Genomic DNA, 12,056 nt, shown 5'->3' on the forward strand with positions numbered 1-12,056 from the left:
TCCGGTTGCAAAAAAACGACAGCCACTCTGTTGAACGCGTCGACGCGAGGCAGCGAAGCAATCCAGGGGGCTGGGCAGGTTCTGGATCGCTTCGCCGCTTCAGCCAAAGCATTTGCGCTCGGGCCGAAACTCACCTCACACGACGTAACTCGTAAACGAGACTTAGAAGGACAGTGACGACACGATCCGCACCCTCTGGGCCGGATCGAGCTTCTGCACACCGAGAGCGACGATCTTGGCGCCCTCTTCAACACCGCCGGTGATGACGACGTCGTTGCTCTCGTAGGACTTCACCACGACCGGCTTCAGCGTGACCGCGCCGTTGTCGTCGACGACGTAGAAGGACGGCTTGCCGCCTTCGTTGAACAGTGCCGACAGCGGCAGCCGCGCGACGCGCTCGGTGGCAGCGTCCGACAGCGTCAGCGTCGCGGTCATGCCGAGCGAAACCTTGTCGTCGGCCTCGGGCAGCGAGAACTTGGCGAGATAGGTGCGCGTGGCGGGATCCGCGGTGGGCGCGATCTCGCGCAGCCTGGCCGTATATTTTTTGCCCGGCTCCGACCAAAGAGTGACGCTGGCGGCGCCCGATTTGGCACGTCCGACCAGCGTCTCAGGGATCGCGACGACCGCTTCCTTTTCGGCAAAGCGGGCGACACGGATCGAGGTCTGGCCTGCGGCAACCACCTGGCCAGGCTCGATCAGCGTTGCAGTGACGACGCCACGGGCGTCGGCGTTGAGCGTCGCGTAGGAAAGGGAATTGTTGGTCAGCTCGACCGAGCGCTCGGCCCGGTTCAGGCGGGCACGGGCCTCGTCGGCGGCGGCGCGGCTTGAATCCAGCTGCGCGTCGGTAGTCCAGCCCTTGGCCTTCAAATCCTTGGCGCGCTGCTCGGCGGCGGCGGCCTGGGCCAGCACGCCGGTCGCGGCGGTCTGCTCGGCGACGGCCTGCTCGGCCTGGAGCTTCAGATCGACCTCATCGAGGACCGCGAGCGGCTGGCCGATCTCGACGGTCTGGCCGACTTCGACCAGACGCTTGGCGACCTTGCCGGCGACCCGAAAGCCCAGATCGCTCTCGATCCGCGGCCTGACGGTCCCGACGAAGCTGCGCTCGGGCTTTTCGGCATCGTAATGGGCGGTGGCGACCAGAACCGGCCGCGGCGGCTCGGCCTTTTCAGCAACGGTGTCATTGCATCCCGCGAGGGCGGCAGCCATCAACGCCAGCGAAACACCAGCCAAGAGTCTCGAATAGCTGGACAAAACGGATCGGACGAACATCGGAGGACACTCCCTCGGCTGCAATGAGAGGAATGTCGACTAATCACTGATGAAAGTCAATATTCGTCAGTCATCAGGAAAGCGTGATCGTTAAGAGGTGGTAACCTCCGCGGTTGCCCTTGGCGGAAGTCTGGGCTGTTAGAAGAAAGCGTCGCGCCGCGGGCCCTCCGGAGGGCCAGGCGGAAATGGGCCCTGGCTTTCGCCAGGGCGATATTTCGAGGCTACCGCCCCTGCTCCGCGAACTCGTGCTTGCTGTCGTGGCCGCCGATGAAGACCAGGATGCCGGCGATCAGCGGCAGCACCGCGAGCACGAGCAGTCCGCTCGAGGTCTGGCCGGTGGCTTCCTTGACCCAGCCGATCAGATACGGACCACCGAAGCCGGCGAGATTACCGATCGAGTTGATCAGGGCGATGGCGCCGGCCGCGGCCGCGCCGGAGAGCCACGCGGTCGGCAGGGTCCAGAACACACCGAAGCAGCAGAACACGCCGATCGCGGCGACGGTCAGCACGATCATCGTCAGGGTGGGGTCGGTGAGATAGCTGGAGACGCCGAGCGCGACGGCGGTGAGCAGCAACGGCGCGCCGACATGCATCACGCGCTCGCGCGTCGCATCGGAATGCCTCGCCCACAGGATCATCGCGATGGTGCCGAACAGATACGGGATGGCGGTGACGAAACCGGTCTGGGCGTTGGTGAGGCCGAACGCCTTGACGATCTGCGGCAGCCAGAACTGCATGCCATACAGCGCGCCGACGAAGCCGAAATAGACCAGGCTCAGCATGATCACCTTTGGTGAGGATAGCGCCTCACTGAGCGACAAATGCTTCACCGCCTGCTTGGCCGCGATCTCGGCATCGAGCTTGGTCTTGAGCCAGGCTTTCTGCTCGGCCGTGAGCCAATCCGCCTTCTCCGGCCTGTCGGTGAGATAGAACCAGGTGACGATGCCGAGCAGCACGGAGGGAATGCCCTCGATGATGAACAGCCACTGCCAGCCCTTCAGGCCCATCGCGCCGTCGAGGCCGAGCAGCAGGCCCGAGACCGGGGCGCCGATCACGGTGGAGACCGGCACGGCGATGGCGAAGGCCGCGAGGAAGCGGGCGCGATATTCGGCCGGATACCAATAGGTGAGATAGAGGATGATGCCGGGGAAGAAGCCGGCTTCGGCGACGCCGAGCAGGAAGCGCAGCACGTAGAAGCTCGTGACGCCGCTCGTGAGCGCCATCAGTGCCGAGATGATGCCCCAGGTTACCATGATGCGGGCGATCCAGCGGCTGGCGCCGAACTTTTCCAGCGCCAGATTGCTCGGCACCTCGAAGATGAAATAGCCGATGAAGAAAATGCCGGCGCCCCAGGAGAAGACCAGCGGCGTGAATTTCAGCTCGGCATTCATGGTCAGCGCAGCGAAACCGAGATTGACGCGGTCGAGATAGGAGAAGAAGTAGGCCAGCACCAGGAACGGGATCAGGCGCCAGGAGATGGCGCGGATCGTCGAGGTCTCGATTTCCGACTTGGCTGCGCCGGTCGAACCGGCATAGGTCGTGGTCTGGCTCATGGCTTCACCCGGGGTTGTTGATTTTATGGGCTGATCGGGGGTTTTGAGCATCGCCGCAAAAGAGTCAATGGAGCAAGCAATGCGAGGGGCGCAGCCCGTCACCACGTTGCGCTACGACAGAGCTCGGTCATCCGCGCAGCGCACAACTACTCCGCCAATTGAAACTTCTCAAAACGATCGAGCTCCTCCTCGATCTTCCGTTTGAATTCCTTGCGCCCTGCGGTCTTCTTCCCCTCGCCGACCCAGGTCCATTTCTGCATCAGCAGCTTCTTTGCCTGCCGGTCGGTCTTCAGATCGAGCGCGGCGACGATCTCGTCGCCGACCAGTACGGGCAGCGCGAAATAGCCGAGCTTGCGCTTGGCCTTCGGCACATAGGCCTCGAACAGATGGTTGTAGCCGAAGATGAGATTGGTGCGCTTGCGCTGGATGATCAGCGGATCGAACGGCGAGAGGATATGGACGAGATCCGGCGGCGCGCGCTCGCCCGGCTCGAGCGCAGAAGGCAGTGCCCAGTGCTCCTGCTTGCCGGCACCTTCGATGGCGACAGGCACGAGCTCGCCACGGCGCACGCGCGAGGCGATCAGCGCAGCCACCCCCGTTTTGCGCGGCGCGTCGAGATGGCAGACCGAATCGAGGCTCACGACACCTTGCGATCGCAGCGCGCGATCGAGCAGATAGGCCGTAATGTCCTTTGTCGACGCTGGCTTCGGCAGCTTTTCCCAGCCGAAATGGCGCGTCACCAGCTCATAGGTCTTGAGCATGCCCTGGCGCTCGCTGACGGTCACGGCACCCGTATAGAAAGCGAGCTGCAACGCCCGCTTCGAGGGTTTTCGGCTTTGCCACAGATGCTCCTTCTCGGTGAGCACGTCGTCCTCGATGTCGCGGATCGTCAGCGGGCCGGCGCGCACCAGCCGCATCACCTTGCGCATGTCGGCAGGCTTCACCGAGGCGAACCATTTGTGCCCCTCGCGGCGGTGCTCGCGCATCGCCGGCAGGAAGAAGCGGAAGTCGCCGGCCGGCACGTAGGAGAGCGCATGCGTCCAATACTCAAAGACGCTTCTATCTACGCTCTGGGCGTGGCGCAGGTCGGCGCGGCGGTAGGACGGGATCCGGCTAAACAGGATGTGGTGATGGCAGCGCTCGATCACGTTGATGGTGTCGATCTGCACATAGCCGAGATGGGCGACCGCGTCGGAGACGGCTTGCGCGCCGTCACCGAACGGCGCGCGCTCGTCCAGCCGCTGGGCATGAAGCCAGATTTGCCGGGCCTGTCTCGTGGTGAGTGGAATCGGTTTGGGCGCGCGGGACATTGCGGGAGGGAATGTAGCGGGATTCGCGTCGGGAGAAAGAAGCGGACTGGACGCAGCAAAAGAAAAAGCCGCGCTGCCATCTGCTGACAGCGCGGCCGCTTGGCGTGGCCGAGGCCCTATTTCATCATCATGGCCTTCTGCGCCTTCATGTAATGCATGCAGCCGCCCTTCATCTTGCCATTGCTCATGTCGGTGTTGGCCATGGCCATTTCCTTGTTGGCCGCGACCTTGGCCGGAGTATCGGCCGTGCCCATCATCATGGCTGTCGATTTCATCATGTTATCGCCGGTGCACGCCATCATGGCGGCGGATGCCGGTGAAAGGGAAAGGGTGAGCGCGACCAAAGCTGCGGCTGTGAGCAACATTTTCATCGAAAAGTCTCCTCCGTAAAAACGAAACCGGCGTCATGCCGGCCTTGGCAATACGTATTCTCCGGCGAAGACGTTTCGGGGAGAAGACAATTTTCTTGCTGCGCTGCGAAGGCGGAGGGCTCAGCGGCCAGCTTTCGGGGCTTTGGACCGGTCGCCAACGCTGCCTGTTGCGACATCGGGTTCGCACGAGGCCTTGCCGCGCTCCTCCGCCTGGCACCGATAGACACTGCCGGTGAGACGATCGACCAGCCACATGTTCTCGTCGGTCGGCGCTTGAAACCCGACATAGCGGGAGGTCAGCCCCGTGATCAGTGTCGACAGCAGGATCGCCACCGCGATCATCGCCGCGCCGATGTAAATGGGCATGGAGCTCAGGGACACGGTCCGATCCGGCGGGCCACTGCGATAGAACTGATAATCACTCGGCCTCGGCACTGGGTGGAACTCGGCTCCCTTCGTTTGCGCTTGTCGGAGGCTGTGCCCTGCTAGGCGCCCATCTGGCCGAAAAATTGTTCACAGACAGGCCATCACGCGACGGCTTTGCGACAATCGGTCAGCACAGCTTTCCTGAGTGAACCGGGCCCCGGCCCCCGAGCGGCCCCTGGGCGCGGCGGTCCTCAGTGATGCGGATCACGCCAGGATTGCGACGGCTCGAACGTTCGTCGGGCAGGCGTGCGACCACTCTCTTCACGCGTCAGCGTCCGTCCTTGGAGCGGACCGCGGGACGGCCCTCCATGAACCCGAAACTGCTTGAAATTCGCTGCCATGGCCCGGGAGGGCCCCGTTTCCACCGTGACCAAGATCACACCAAGGGTTTTGAACCTGCCCTATGCTTGCAGCATCAAATAGCCATCAGGCGTCACAACGAGGATACGACAATGACTAGTTTTAATAAGTCTTTTGCACTGAAGGCGATGACCCTCTCGGCACTTCTCTCGATGACGGCCGGCCTGGCCATGGCCGGCGACGGCAATGTCTCGACCAGCCAGATCCTGGATGCATTGAAGCCGAAGGCGGCGACCCGCGGGCTGTCCGCAGGTCCGCAGGTCGATCCGGCGGTGCAGGCCAAGGAATCGACATTCCTGAACACCGTGCGCAACCGCTCGACGCGCTCGCTGTCGACGGGCGAGCGCGAGCAGATTGCCGAGCTCGCCGCGACCAAGCCGAAGATCGATCTGGAGATCCAGTTCGACTACAACTCGGCCGACATTGCCAAGACGTCAGTGCCGTCGGTGCAGGCGCTCGGCAAGGCGCTGTCCGATCCCTCGCTGAAGGGCTCGACCTTCGTGGTCGCCGGCCACACTGATGCGGTCGGCACCGAGGGATACAATCAGGGGCTCTCCGAGCGGCGGGCTGACACCATCAAGAAATATTTGGTGCAGAACTACGGCCTCACCGGCACCGATCTCGTCACTGTCGGCTACGGCAAGACCAAGCTGAAGGACGCCGCCAACGGCGCCGACCCGATCAACCGCCGCGTCCAGGTCGTGAACATGGACACCAAGACCGCGTCAAAGTAATTCCCAGGTCATCGCCCATAAATGCGCCGCCTGCCGTTCCCCGGCAGGCGGCGATATCATATCCAGCTTTGGAAGAGCATCAGCCGGTTGAAAGTCTGCATCGACGTGCCGATGAAGGCCGCGGAGATCGGCAGCATGACCGCAAAGCCTGCTGCCGCGACCGCGACATAGGCCCACAACAGCCAGCGGGGTAGACCGTCCCGGCGCAGCACGTAGACCAGCGCGAGCGACGCCACGGTCGCAGCCGGCAGATAGTAATAGATGAAGGCGAGCGTACGCGGCAGCAACGCCCAGGCGAGCCAGGACCCGAAATAGAAGACCGCGATCAGGAACGCATCCCGGCGACGCGAAACGACGAAGTCGCGCAGCACCACGGCGAGCGCGAGCAGCGCCGGCCACAACACCAAGGGGTTACCGAGGAAGACGATCGCGGAGACATTGTCGTCCGCGGTCTTGTCGAACAGGAACCACACCGGGCGCGCGAGCAGCGGCCATGACGGCCACGCGCTCATATAAGTGTGGCCGGCGATTGCGGTGGTGGTGTTGTCGGCGAAGATCCGGCGTTGCGCCTCGACCAGATCCGGCAGCGACACGCCGTAGAGAGGGACGAAGGCCGCAAGATATGTCACCACGGGCAGGACGGCGAAGCAGACCACGACGTGATGGAATCTGAAGTCGGGCCAGAGATCGGGCCGGTACCAATCCCCCGGCTTCGCGTCGGCAAACAGGGTGTGCCAACCCTGCAACAGGCGGATCACCGCGACGATGACGATACAGATGCCGAGCGGAAACAGGCCGCTCCACTTGCAGGCCGCAGCACAGCCGAACAGGCTGCCGGCGGCCGCGAACAATGCATGGGGACGATCCTTTCGAAAGCCATGCATGAAGGCGGCAATCGCTAGCAGGCCAAAGCCGAGTGCAAAAATGTCGAGCATCGCGATTCGCGCCTGCACGTACAGCATCTGGTTGCAGCCGGCGATCAGCGCGGCGGCGATCGCAGGCCCTTGCGCGGCGAACAGCGCGAGGCCGCACAGATAGATCGCGACGATCGCGAGCGCGCCGAACAATGTCGCGGGATAGCGCCAGCCCAGCGCGGTGTCGCCGAAGGTCGCGATCGATAGCGCGATCAGCTCTTTCGCCAATGGCGGATGCATCGGATTGAGCATCGGTTGCGACATCGATGGTGCCAGCATCTGTCGCGCCGCCGGCACGTAATGCACCTCGTCGAAGACAAACTTTTCCGGCGTCGTCAGGCCGATCAGCAGTGCGAGATGCGCGACCAGGAAAATCGCGACAGCAATCACTGCGCTCCGCGACACCTTCGGAACCGCGGGCAAGTCGAGCGGCATTTGGGGGGATGTTTTGCGTGGCAATTTTGCGTCACCGCGGAGAATAGTAGGGATCGCGGTTTTCATTGAACGCATTCTGCCGCAACTGTCACTAAGCATAACGCAGGTCGCGCGCCGCTTGTGATAATTCCGCCACATCGCAAGCGCGCATGATCCGGTACGATCAGGGACACATCGATCGGTTGCGAAATGAATTTGCGTTTCTGGCTTTTCTTCACGCTGTTGTCGGCCGGCTTGTGCGCGACCCCTTGCGCCCAGGCGCAGACGCGCGTCGGTGAAGCCGTCTTGATTCAGAATGAAGTCGTTCGCGTGGCCGCGAACACGACGCCGATCAGCGTCGGCGACAGCATGCTGCGCGACGAGACCGTGCGCACCGGCGCCGGCAGCGCAGCGCGCTTCGTGATGGCCGACAGTACCAATCTGTCGCTCGGCCCGAGCGCGACGCTCAAGCTCGACCGCACCGTCTTCAACGACGAGCACAGCTATCGCGACGTCGCGATCCGCATGACGACCGGCGCATTCCGTTTCGTCACCGGACATTCCGAGAAAACCGCCTACAAGATCACGACCCCGCTCGCGACCATCGGCGTGCGCGGCACCACACTCGATATCCTGTCCCAGCGCGGCCGCTCGGTCGTCGTGCTGCAGGACGGCGCCGCCAGTGTCTGCACGACAAGCCAACAGTGCGTGCAGCTCACCCAGCCCGGCGACACTGCAATCATCACCTCGACCGGGGGCAAGGTCTCCATCAGTAAGACCAATACGCCGCCCTGGACTTTTGCCGCGACCTGCGCCGCGAGCGCGGGATTGTGCGCGGTCAACCAATATGCGGACGCGTCGCCGACCATCACGCCCGCCGTTCATGACGACGGCATGCTGTGCGGACGCTGAAGATGGCGATATCCACCACCATCAGGCGCTTCATGCTCGGGAGCGTGCTGACCGCCGTGGCCGCGGTTGCGCTGATCGCGGTCGATACCCGTCTGGCGGCAGCCGCCACGGCGACGCCCACACCGGCGCCGAGCTATTTCCCCTCGCCGACGCCGACCTACAGCCCCTCGCCCTCGCCCAGCCCCACCCCGTCATCGTCGCCGAGCCCTTATCCGTCATCGTCGCCGAGCCCGACGCCGACACCGACCGGCGCGGATTCCAGCGGCGGCTCGATCGGCGGCCTTGCCAACCAGCGCTTCAACCAGATGATCACCAACCGGGTGCTCGGCACGGTGCTGCTCGGCGTCAACGAGCAGGTCAATTGCAGCAACTGCGTCAGCGCGTTCGGCTCGGCCGGCTCGTTCTCGGCGGGCATCCACGGCCGCAAGGAGCTGACCAACAATCTGTCGCTGCTCGCCGGCATCGCCTACACGCAATACAGCGAGGGCGGCTACAACATCACCAGCGCACCGATCGGCGCCTTCGCGCTGCGTTATGACTTCACCGACTGGGGCTCGTCGCGCCCGTTCTTCGACGTCGGCACGATCCTGACGCCGTGGGAGAAGGCGCGCTACACCCGCAGCTACAACACCAGCCTCGGCCCGGTGAGCGTTACGAGTTCGACCAACGCTTCGAACTACGCCGTCTACGGCCGCGCCGGCTGGATAAGCCGCGTGTCGCCCCGCGACGAGGTCGCCGCCTCGATCGAGGTCTGGCAGCTCTGGCAGCGCGTCTCGGGCTATACGGACAGCGCAGTGGCGTTCAATCCGTTCGACGCCAGTATCGCGACCGGCACCGACCGCACCAGCCTGGTCAAGATCGGCGGCCAGTGGACGCATCTCTACGGCAGCAATATCGAGGCCAACATCAACGGTGGCTGGGTGCAGTCATTCGCTGGCCATAGCGGCATCGTCGCCACCGTGACCGGCGACGGGATGGTGGTGCCGACCATGGGCAACCAGGGCTGGTTCGAATATGGCGGCCGGCTCGGCTTCCGCGTGCAGAAGGGCTGGATCGTCGACCTGTTCGCCAACGGCACGCTCGGCCCGCAGCCGGTGGGTAACACCATCCATGGCGGCCTGGGGCTGCGGATCAATTACTAGCGGCGGGCCTTCGCCTCAAATTCCGCTGTCATGCCCCGGCTCGACCGGGGCATCCAGTGCGCCGCGGCCTATCGATTGACCAACGACCGTCTCGGCGTACTGGATCGCCCGGTCATGCGGGGCGATGACAGTGAGTATGTGGCAAGGGCACGCGCTTCACGCCGCCGACTTGCCCTCGAACGCGCGGCGCAAGGTTTCCACATCCAGCTTGACCATCTTCATCATGGCCTGCATCGCCCGTGCGGCAGCCGCCTTGTCGGGGCTTGAGAGGAATTCGAACATCACCTTCGGTACCACCTGCCAGGCCACGCCCCAGCGATCCCTGAGCCAGCCGCACTGCTCTGCCTTGCCGCCATGGGACAGGAATGCATTCCAGACGCTGTCGACCTGGGTCTGATCGTCGCAATGGATCATCAGCGAGATCGCGTGGGTGTATTCCATTTTCATGCCGCCGTTGAGAGCGACCAGGGGCTGTCCCGCCACCGAGAACTCGACGACGAGCACGGAGCCTTCCTTGCCGGACGGTCCATCTGAAACGTTGCGCTGAACATGCGTGACCGCCGAATTCGGCACGAGCGAGACGTAGAACTTCGCGGCTTCCTCGGCATCGCCGTTGAACCACATGCAGGGAACGACCTTCGACATCGTGAATGCTCCTCTTCAGTTGTGATGTTCGCGCGCTTAGATCAGGCGTTCGCCATCTCGGACTGCGCCGCGAAGGCTGCCATGTCCATCCAGTTCACGCCCCACATGTGGCCGTCCGGATCCTCGAAGCTGCGGCCGTACATGAAGCTGTATTCGTCCTTCGGGCTGGGATCGGCGACCCCGCCTGCAGCCTCGGCCCTGCTGACGATATCGTCGACCTCGGTCCGGCTGTCCGCGGACAGGCAGAACAGCGCCTGGTTTGAGGTCTTTGCATCCGAGATCGGCTTCGGCGTGAACTGACGGAATTTTTCGTGGGTCGTCAGCATCGCGTAGATGGTCTCGGAAAAGACCATGCAGCTCGCCGTGTCGTCGCTGAATTGCGGGTTCCTGGTCGCACCGACCGCCTCATAAAACGCAGTGGCGCGCTTAAGGTCGGTCACGGGCAGATTGACGAAAATCATTCTGGGCATCGAAAGCTCCTTGGGCGGGGTTCTGCCCAAGGACGGACGGCCAAGCGGCGATCCGACACGGCTTCCGGATCTTTTTTGGTCCCTTGCCTGCGAGGTTCTGTCGCACAGAACCCGCCGGTCTTTCAGGCGATCGTCACTTCTTCTCGTTGGGATCCCGGTGAATGGGATCGACCCACAGCACGGTCTCGGGCTTCTCGACCGGCTCGATGTCGAGGTTGATCGCGACCGCCTCGCCATCGCTGCGCACCAGCACGCATTCCAGCACCTCGTCCGGGCTGGCGTTGATCTCCTGATGGGGCACGTAGGGCGGGACGAAAATGAAGTCGCCGGGGCCGGCCTCTGCGGTGAACTGGAGGCTCTCGCCCCAGCGCATCCGCGCCTTGCCCTTCACCACATAGATCACGCTCTCGAGATGGCCATGGTGATGCGCGCCGGTCTTGGCGTCGGGCTTGATGCTGACAGTGCCCGCCCACAATTTCTGCGCACCGACCCGCGCGAAATTGATCGCGGCCGCGCGGTCCATGCCCGCCGTCGACGGCACGTTGGTATCGAGCTGGTTGCCGGGAATGACGCGCACGCCGTCATGTTTCCAGCGATCGTCGTGCTCGTGGTCATGGTGGGAATGCGAATGGTCATGACCAGTCATGAGACTTGCTTTCTGTTGGTTCCGTGCGCGGAAACTAACCCAAAGCCGCGGCATCGAGCCATACCAAAATCGGAACCCTCATAGCCGTCGAACGTTGTCCTGACGAGCAAACCGCAAGGAGGATTTCATGGGTAGCACGACCGACAAGATCAAGGGCACCGCAAACGAGGCTATGGGCAAGGCCAAGCAGGGCATCGGTGAAGCCACCGGTTCCGAGCGCATGAAGGGCGAAGGTGCGGTCCAGGAAGTGAAGGGCAAGGGCCAGCAAGCCATGGGCGATGCCAAGGATGCTGCGAAAGACGCGGTCGATCGCGCTGCGGCTTCGGCCAAGCGCGCGACGGAATAACGAGCATCGCGCTCAAAGTGAAAGACCGGCCGAGAGGCCGGTCTTTTTGTTTGCGGGCTTACTTCACCCCGAGCAATTCCACGTCGAACATCAGCGTCGCATTCGGCGGGATCACGCCGCCTGCGCCGCGGGCGCCATAGCCGAGCTGCGGCGGAATGATCAGCGTGCGCTTGCCGCCGACCTTCATGGAGGCAACACCCTCGTCCCAGCCGGCGATGACGCGGCCCTTGCCGATCGGGAATTCGAACGGCTCATTGCGGTCGACCGACGAGTCGAATTTCTTGCCCTTCTGGCCGTTCTCGTAGAGCCAGCCGGTGTAGTGCATCACGCAGATCTGGCCAGGCTTGGGCGAAGCGCCGGTGCCGGCGACGCTGTCGGTAATCTGCAAACCTGAAGCTGTGGTCATGGTCTTCCCTGCGGTCTGGGCCGAGGCCGTGGTGGAAACGAAATCGGACACGCCGGCGATCACGGTGATCGCGAGTGCCGACATGATGGCGAGGAGCGCGCGCTGTAAACGCTGCATAAGAGACCTTCCGTTTGAGGC

Annotated in this window: 14 protein-coding genes; 4 read left to right on the forward strand and 10 right to left on the reverse strand. The window is 63.4% G+C overall.

Going from position 1 to position 12,056, the window contains the following annotated elements; genetic code table 11:
• Positions 1–162: 162 nt before the first annotated feature.
• The 5 genes from AC0L3C_RS10550 to AC0L3C_RS10570 form a co-directional block, all read right to left on the reverse strand.
• On the reverse strand, positions 163–1,269 hold the full coding sequence (locus AC0L3C_RS10550) for an efflux RND transporter periplasmic adaptor subunit (RefSeq protein ID WP_473407881.1): 1,107 nt from the start codon (positions 1,267–1,269) through the stop codon (positions 163–165).
• Between the two features lie 221 nt (positions 1,270–1,490).
• On the reverse strand, positions 1,491–2,822 hold the full coding sequence (locus AC0L3C_RS10555; protein WP_473407882.1) for an MFS transporter: 1,332 nt from the start codon (positions 2,820–2,822) through the stop codon (positions 1,491–1,493).
• Positions 2,823–2,968: 146 nt separating this feature from the next.
• Entirely contained in the window at positions 2,969–4,132 is a 1,164-nt protein-coding gene (locus tag AC0L3C_RS10560; protein WP_473407883.1) for a winged helix-turn-helix domain-containing protein, read from the reverse strand.
• A 116-nt stretch (positions 4,133–4,248) separates the two neighbouring features.
• Positions 4,249–4,503, reverse strand: coding sequence for a hypothetical protein (locus AC0L3C_RS10565; protein WP_473262788.1), 255 nt, complete (start codon positions 4,501–4,503; stop codon positions 4,249–4,251).
• Positions 4,504–4,623: 120 nt separating this feature from the next.
• Positions 4,624–4,869, reverse strand: coding sequence for a hypothetical protein (locus AC0L3C_RS10570; RefSeq protein WP_473262787.1), 246 nt, complete (start codon positions 4,867–4,869; stop codon positions 4,624–4,626).
• A 512-nt stretch (positions 4,870–5,381) separates the two neighbouring features.
• Between AC0L3C_RS10570 and AC0L3C_RS10575 the strand changes: the two genes are divergently transcribed.
• Positions 5,382–6,023, forward strand: a complete 642-nt coding sequence (locus tag AC0L3C_RS10575; RefSeq protein WP_473407884.1) for an OmpA family protein — start codon at positions 5,382–5,384, stop codon at positions 6,021–6,023.
• A 56-nt stretch (positions 6,024–6,079) separates the two neighbouring features.
• On the opposite strand, the gene AC0L3C_RS10580 is transcribed toward AC0L3C_RS10575, so the two are convergent.
• Positions 6,080–7,510 (reverse strand): phospholipid carrier-dependent glycosyltransferase, encoded by a 1,431-nt coding sequence (locus AC0L3C_RS10580; RefSeq protein ID WP_473262785.1) that lies wholly within the window; start codon positions 7,508–7,510, stop codon positions 6,080–6,082.
• 51 nt (positions 7,511–7,561) lie between these two features.
• On the opposite strand from AC0L3C_RS10580, the gene AC0L3C_RS10585 reads away from it, so the two are divergent.
• Both AC0L3C_RS10585 and AC0L3C_RS10590 read left to right on the forward strand, forming a co-directional pair.
• Positions 7,562–8,263 (forward strand): FecR family protein, encoded by a 702-nt coding sequence (locus tag AC0L3C_RS10585; protein ID WP_473262784.1) that lies wholly within the window; start codon positions 7,562–7,564, stop codon positions 8,261–8,263.
• A 2-nt stretch (positions 8,264–8,265) separates the two neighbouring features.
• Positions 8,266–9,405: a hypothetical protein gene (locus tag AC0L3C_RS10590; protein WP_473262783.1), complete on the forward strand. Its 1,140-nt coding sequence runs from the start codon at positions 8,266–8,268 to the stop codon at positions 9,403–9,405.
• Positions 9,406–9,561: 156 nt separating this feature from the next.
• Here the strand turns inward: AC0L3C_RS10590 and AC0L3C_RS10595 are convergent, their stop codons facing one another.
• The 3 genes from AC0L3C_RS10595 to AC0L3C_RS10605 all read right to left on the reverse strand — a co-directional run bounded on the left by AC0L3C_RS10595 (position 9,562) and on the right by AC0L3C_RS10605 (position 11,166).
• Positions 9,562–10,050, reverse strand: coding sequence for a VOC family protein (locus AC0L3C_RS10595; RefSeq protein WP_473407885.1), 489 nt, complete (start codon positions 10,048–10,050; stop codon positions 9,562–9,564).
• Between the two features lie 41 nt (positions 10,051–10,091).
• Entirely contained in the window at positions 10,092–10,520 is a 429-nt protein-coding gene (locus tag AC0L3C_RS10600; protein WP_473407886.1) for a VOC family protein, read from the reverse strand.
• A 133-nt stretch (positions 10,521–10,653) separates the two neighbouring features.
• Complete coding sequence (locus AC0L3C_RS10605; protein WP_473407887.1) at positions 10,654–11,166, reverse strand: cupin domain-containing protein; 513 nt, start codon at positions 11,164–11,166, stop codon at positions 10,654–10,656.
• 127 nt (positions 11,167–11,293) lie between these two features.
• Between AC0L3C_RS10605 and AC0L3C_RS10610 the strand changes: the two genes are divergently transcribed.
• Complete coding sequence (locus AC0L3C_RS10610) at positions 11,294–11,512, forward strand: CsbD family protein (protein WP_007595214.1); 219 nt, start codon at positions 11,294–11,296, stop codon at positions 11,510–11,512.
• A 58-nt stretch (positions 11,513–11,570) separates the two neighbouring features.
• On the opposite strand, the gene AC0L3C_RS10615 is transcribed toward AC0L3C_RS10610, so the two are convergent.
• Entirely contained in the window at positions 11,571–12,035 is a 465-nt protein-coding gene (locus AC0L3C_RS10615) for an FKBP-type peptidyl-prolyl cis-trans isomerase (protein WP_473407888.1), read from the reverse strand.
• Positions 12,036–12,056: the final 21 nt, after the last annotated feature.

It is taken from the genome of Bradyrhizobium sp. WSM4872 (assembly GCF_055811715.1).

What these genes read in the sequence shown, in the direction of transcription:
- AC0L3C_RS10595 (WP_473407885.1), bottom strand. Translation starts at nt 10,050, where the DNA reads ATGTCGAAGGTCGTTCCCTGCATGTGGTTCAACGGCGATGCCGAGGAA.
- AC0L3C_RS10550 (WP_473407881.1), bottom strand. Translation starts at nt 1,269, where the DNA reads ATGTTCGTCCGATCCGTTTTGTCCAGCTATTCGAGACTCTTGGCTGGT.
- AC0L3C_RS10560 (WP_473407883.1), bottom strand. Translation starts at nt 4,132, where the DNA reads ATGTCCCGCGCGCCCAAACCGATTCCACTCACCACGAGACAGGCCCGG.
- AC0L3C_RS10600 (WP_473407886.1), bottom strand. Translation starts at nt 10,520, where the DNA reads ATGCCCAGAATGATTTTCGTCAATCTGCCCGTGACCGACCTTAAGCGC.
- AC0L3C_RS10590 (WP_473262783.1), top strand. Translation starts at nt 8,266, where the DNA reads ATGGCGATATCCACCACCATCAGGCGCTTCATGCTCGGGAGCGTGCTG.
- AC0L3C_RS10605 (WP_473407887.1), bottom strand. Translation starts at nt 11,166, where the DNA reads ATGACTGGTCATGACCATTCGCATTCCCACCATGACCACGAGCACGAC.
- AC0L3C_RS10580 (WP_473262785.1), bottom strand. Translation starts at nt 7,510, where the DNA reads ATGTGGCGGAATTATCACAAGCGGCGCGCGACCTGCGTTATGCTTAGT.
- AC0L3C_RS10570 (WP_473262787.1), bottom strand. Translation starts at nt 4,869, where the DNA reads ATGCCCATTTACATCGGCGCGGCGATGATCGCGGTGGCGATCCTGCTG.
- AC0L3C_RS10565 (WP_473262788.1), bottom strand. Translation starts at nt 4,503, where the DNA reads ATGAAAATGTTGCTCACAGCCGCAGCTTTGGTCGCGCTCACCCTTTCC.
- AC0L3C_RS10615 (WP_473407888.1), bottom strand. Translation starts at nt 12,035, where the DNA reads ATGCAGCGTTTACAGCGCGCGCTCCTCGCCATCATGTCGGCACTCGCG.
- AC0L3C_RS10575 (WP_473407884.1), top strand. Translation starts at nt 5,382, where the DNA reads ATGACTAGTTTTAATAAGTCTTTTGCACTGAAGGCGATGACCCTCTCG.
- AC0L3C_RS10555 (WP_473407882.1), bottom strand. Translation starts at nt 2,822, where the DNA reads ATGAGCCAGACCACGACCTATGCCGGTTCGACCGGCGCAGCCAAGTCG.
- AC0L3C_RS10585 (WP_473262784.1), top strand. Translation starts at nt 7,562, where the DNA reads ATGAATTTGCGTTTCTGGCTTTTCTTCACGCTGTTGTCGGCCGGCTTG.
- AC0L3C_RS10610 (WP_007595214.1), top strand. Translation starts at nt 11,294, where the DNA reads ATGGGTAGCACGACCGACAAGATCAAGGGCACCGCAAACGAGGCTATG.